Source organism: Actinosynnema sp., assembly GCF_052038725.1.
The window spans coordinates 1-3,881 of the sequence record NZ_JBQGCX010000033.1; the positions used below are offsets into that span (position 1 = coordinate 1).

At 73.5% G+C, this 3,881-nt stretch carries 3 protein-coding genes and 1 pseudogene; 1 reads left to right on the forward strand and 3 read right to left on the reverse strand.

Annotated elements, in window-relative coordinates; genetic code table 11:
- Nucleotides 1–175: 175 nt before the first annotated feature.
- The 3 genes from ACTUAL_RS00615 to ACTUAL_RS00625 form a co-directional block, all read right to left on the reverse strand.
- The gene (locus ACTUAL_RS00615; protein ID WP_440898891.1) at nucleotides 176–940 is read right to left on the reverse strand and encodes a CAP domain-containing protein; all 765 of its coding nucleotides are present in this window, start codon (nucleotides 938–940) and stop codon (nucleotides 176–178) included.
- Nucleotides 941–1,195: 255 nt separating this feature from the next.
- Nucleotides 1,196–2,476, reverse strand: coding sequence for a HAMP domain-containing sensor histidine kinase (locus ACTUAL_RS00620; RefSeq protein ID WP_096495902.1), 1,281 nt, complete (start codon nucleotides 2,474–2,476; stop codon nucleotides 1,196–1,198).
- Nucleotides 2,473–3,159, reverse strand: coding sequence for a response regulator transcription factor (locus ACTUAL_RS00625; RefSeq protein ID WP_118947478.1), 687 nt, complete (start codon nucleotides 3,157–3,159; stop codon nucleotides 2,473–2,475). Before ACTUAL_RS00625 ends, ACTUAL_RS00620 begins: the two co-directional genes overlap by 4 nt.
- 440 nt (nucleotides 3,160–3,599) lie before the next feature.
- Between ACTUAL_RS00625 and ACTUAL_RS00630 the strand changes: the two are divergent.
- Nucleotides 3,600–3,881 (forward strand): annotated as a pseudogene (locus ACTUAL_RS00630) (hypothetical protein); the annotation flags it as partial.

Here is a 3,881-nt window from a genome sequence, read left to right on the forward strand (position 1 = left end):
CGCCGCGCCGCAGGTCAGTGCTGCGGCCCAGCGGGTGCGGGCTCTTCCCCCCTCGGCCCCTCCCCCGCCGCAGGGTGGCGGGGGAAGGGCGTGGGCTCCCGGTCCCGCCGCAGGGTGGCGGGGGTCGGGCACGGGCTTGCGGCCCCGCCGTGGGGAGGCGGGGCCGGGACGGGCGCTACCAGCCGAAGTTCTGCGTCCAGTAGATCCCGTACGAGCCGCCCTTGGCCATGCCGACGCCGAGCGTCTTCAGGCCGCAGTTGAGGATGTTGGCCCGGTGGCCCTCCGAGTCCATCCAGCTCTTCATGACGTCCTCGGGCGTGCGCTGCCCGGCGGCGATGTTCTCCGCGCCCGGCGAGGGGTGACCGGCGGCCTTGATCCGGTCGACGAAGCTGCGCCCGTCCTTGGACACGTGCGAGAAGTAGTTCTGCGCGGCCATGTCGGCGCTGTGCGCCCTGGCCGCCTTGCCGAGCCGCGCGTCGGCGGTGACGGCCGGGCAGTTGTTGGCCTTGCGCTGCTCGTTGGTCAGCGCGACGACCTTCTCCTCCGCGATCTCCACGTCGGACTTCTGCGGCGCGGGGGCCTGCGTCGTCCTCGGCGGCTGCGCGGGGGTCTCCTGCTTGGGGGGTTGCGCGGGGGTGGACGTCGGCGCGACAGGGGGTTGCGTCGTCGTCGTGGTCGCGGGGGCCTCCGAGGAGGACGGCGCCGGGGAGGACGGCGTCGTCGCGGTCGTGGTCGTCGCGTCGGCTGCCCCGCTCGCGGACGACGGGGAGGCGGGGTCGGAGGCGGCCGTGGTGCTGGTCGCCGCGGGCGCGCCGAAAGCGGCTGCGGCGTTGGCGATGTTCCCCGCGTTGACCGGCCCCGGCGCAGCGGGCCCACCGCAGCCCGCGAGGGCGACGAGGGCCAGAGCGGCTGCGGGCAGTGCGGTCCTGGGACGCGGCACGGTATTCCTCATCTGCTCGGGGACATTGTCGGGCGCGGTGACCGCAGCAGCGCTTGTGCAGGGAAGCGCGCGCGGCCACCGCACCGGCAGGGGGAATCGAAGCGGGCCGGTCGAGTTTGGGAGAACGCTGGCGGCCCGCCGCAATTCCTGTAATCACTCTAACGAGTCAAAACGAATTGTCAACTCGCAATTATTTATGGAAGTTTTAAGGTTGCTATCAGGAAGCGGAAAGGCGCGATCGGCCAGGCCGGCGCGTCAGGCCGACGCGTCGGACAGCCTGCGCATCCGCAGCTGCACCCGCAGGCCGCCCAGCGGCCCCCGGTCGAGCACCAGCTCCCCGTCCGCGGACTCGGCGGCGCGGCGGGCGATGTCCAGCCCGAGCCCGGTCGACCCGGCCCCGCTGCTCCCCCGCTTGAGCGCCGCCTCCGGGTCGTCCACGCCGGGTCCGGCGTCCTCGATGACGATGACCACGCGGTCGCGCTGGTGGAACAGCGCCACGACGAACCCGGTGCCCTCGGGGGTGTGCCGGAAGATGTTGCCGAGCAGCACGTCCATGGCGGCGGCCAGGTCGCTGCGGTTGATGGGCACGAACGCGGTGCGCTCGGTGCCGCGCAGGTTCCACAGCCGCTGCTGGTCGTCGGCCAGCGCGGACCAGAACACCAGCCGGTCGTGCACCACGCGGGCGGCGTCGCAGCGCTTGCCGTCCGGGTCGTCCAGCTCCCTGCGGGCGGCCCTGATCAGCTCGTTGACCTCGCGCTCCAGCGCGTGCACGGCCTGCCTGACCCGGTTCGCGCCGGGGTCGGGGCCGAGCGTCTCGGAGTCGAGGCGCAGCGCGGTGAGCGGGGTGCGCAGCCGGTGCGAGAGGTCGGCGAGGATCTCCCGCTCGCTGGTCACGAGCTTGCCGATGCGGTCGGCCATGCGGTTGAACGCGCCACCGGCGGCCACCAGCTCGGGCGGTCCGGACGGCTCGACGCGGGCCTCCAGGTCGCCCTGTCCCATGCGCCTGGCGCCGTCGGCGAGCTCGCGGGAGGCCTTGACCACGCGCGCGCCCAGGCGGTCCGCGACCAGCACCGACCCGAGCACGAGGGTGACGGCGACGCCGAACAGCGCCAGCCACGCCTGGCCGACGCCCTGGCTGAGCTGCGCCTCCGGCACGAACGCCTCGACGACGGCGACCCCGTCGGCCAGCACCACCGGTTGCAGGTGCACGCGGCCGTCCGGCACGGTCGCGGTGAACGCCCGGCCCTCGCGCTGGGCGGTGCGCAGCTGGCTCGTGGTGGCCTTGACCTCGCCGATCACCCCGCCTGCCGCCATGTGCACCGCGACGTGGCCGTTCACGCTGGTCAGGGCCTGCTCGACCATGACCGGGTCGGCGGTGATGGCGAGCACCGGGGTGAGCGCGACGGCCTGCCGCTCGGCGTCGGCGAGCGCCTTGTCCTCGGCGAGCTGGCGCACCACCAGGCCGAGCGGGATGAGGAAGGCCAGCGCGACCATCGAGGTGACGGCGAGCGCGACGACGGCCAGCGACCGCCTCACCCTACGGCCGTGAGCTTGAAGCCGACGCCGCGCACGGTGTGCAGGTAGCGGGGCTGCGCGGCGCGCTCGCCGAGCTTGCGGCGCAGCCACGACAGGTGCACGTCGAGCGTCTGGTCGTCGTGCCTGCCGGGCAGGTTCCACAGGTTCGCCAGCAGTTCGGCGCGCGGCACCACCTTGCCCTCGCGGGCGGCGAGGTAGGCGAGCAGGTCGAACTCCTTGCGGGTGAGGTTGAGCTCGCGGCCGGACAGCCGCGCCTCGCGCCGGTCGAGGTCGATCAGCAGGTGCGGGCCCACGCGCATCGGGCCGGGTTCGGGCGCGGCCTTGCGGGTGCGCCGCAGCACCGCGGAGAGCCGGGCGGCCAGGTGCTCGCTGGAGAACGGTTTGACCAGGTAGTCGTCGGCGCCCGCGTTGAGCAGGCGGACGATCTCGGCCTCGTCGTCGCGGGCGGTGGCGACGATGACGGGGGTGTCGCACACCCCGCGCATCATCTTGAGGGCGTCGCCGCCGTCCATGTCGGGGAGGCCCAGGTCCAGCACCACGAGGTCGAAGTCGTGGTCGGCGATCTCGCGCAGCGCTTCGAGGGCGGCGCCGACGGCCAGCACGGCGTGGCCCATACCGGTCAGCGCGCGCGTGACCGCCGAGCGCACCACCGGGTCGTCCTCCACCAACAACACCGAAACCATGCGCGAACGGTAACGCGTGCCCGTGCACATTCTGCAACCTACCCGTATCACCCGTCCGTGAGCGGCCGGACGATCATTGCCCGATCGGGCGAAAGGGAGGTCAGTCGGATGCCGTCCCACCCCTCTGCCGCACCCCTGCCAATGCCTGGTTGAACAGGAGGGACCCGTTTCCCGGGGAACGGGATAATCCGATTGTCGGTCGTGCGGGAAAGCGACTCCGGGCGAGCGGTCGGGCACTGCGGGCTCCCGGCGTCCGCGCGCGGACGTGACGGGCGGTCAGGCGGCGGCGGGCACGACCACGCGGGGTGAGCGATCGGTGTCCCGCAGCGTTGGGGCCACCAACGACCCCCTAACCGCGGCCAACCCGAACCCCTAACCCTAACGGGTGGCTACACTCCCGAACCGTGCTCCAGAGGGAGCCCCTTACGGGAGGACGCGCCGTGATCCGGGGCTTGCAGTACTTCGCGGTGTGGACGCTCACCACCGCGGCGGCGATCGGGGTGTCGTGGCTCGGCATCCGCTTCGTCCTGGACGCCGGCGCGCCCGAGCGGCCGAGGGTGGTCGCCGGGCCGACCGGTGAGACGACGCTCGCGGAGCCGACCCCTACGTCGACGTCGCCGAGCCCGGCCCCGTCCCCGTCCACCTCCCCGGAGCCGACCCCCCCGGCGGCCACGCCCACCACGACCACCACCACCCCGGCCCAGGCGCCGCCCGCGCAGCAG

Coding starts and splice junctions, on each gene's coding strand:
- ACTUAL_RS00625 (WP_118947478.1), bottom strand. CDS start 3,159: ATGGTTTCGGTGTTGTTGGTGGAGGACGACCCGGTGGTGCGCTCGGCG.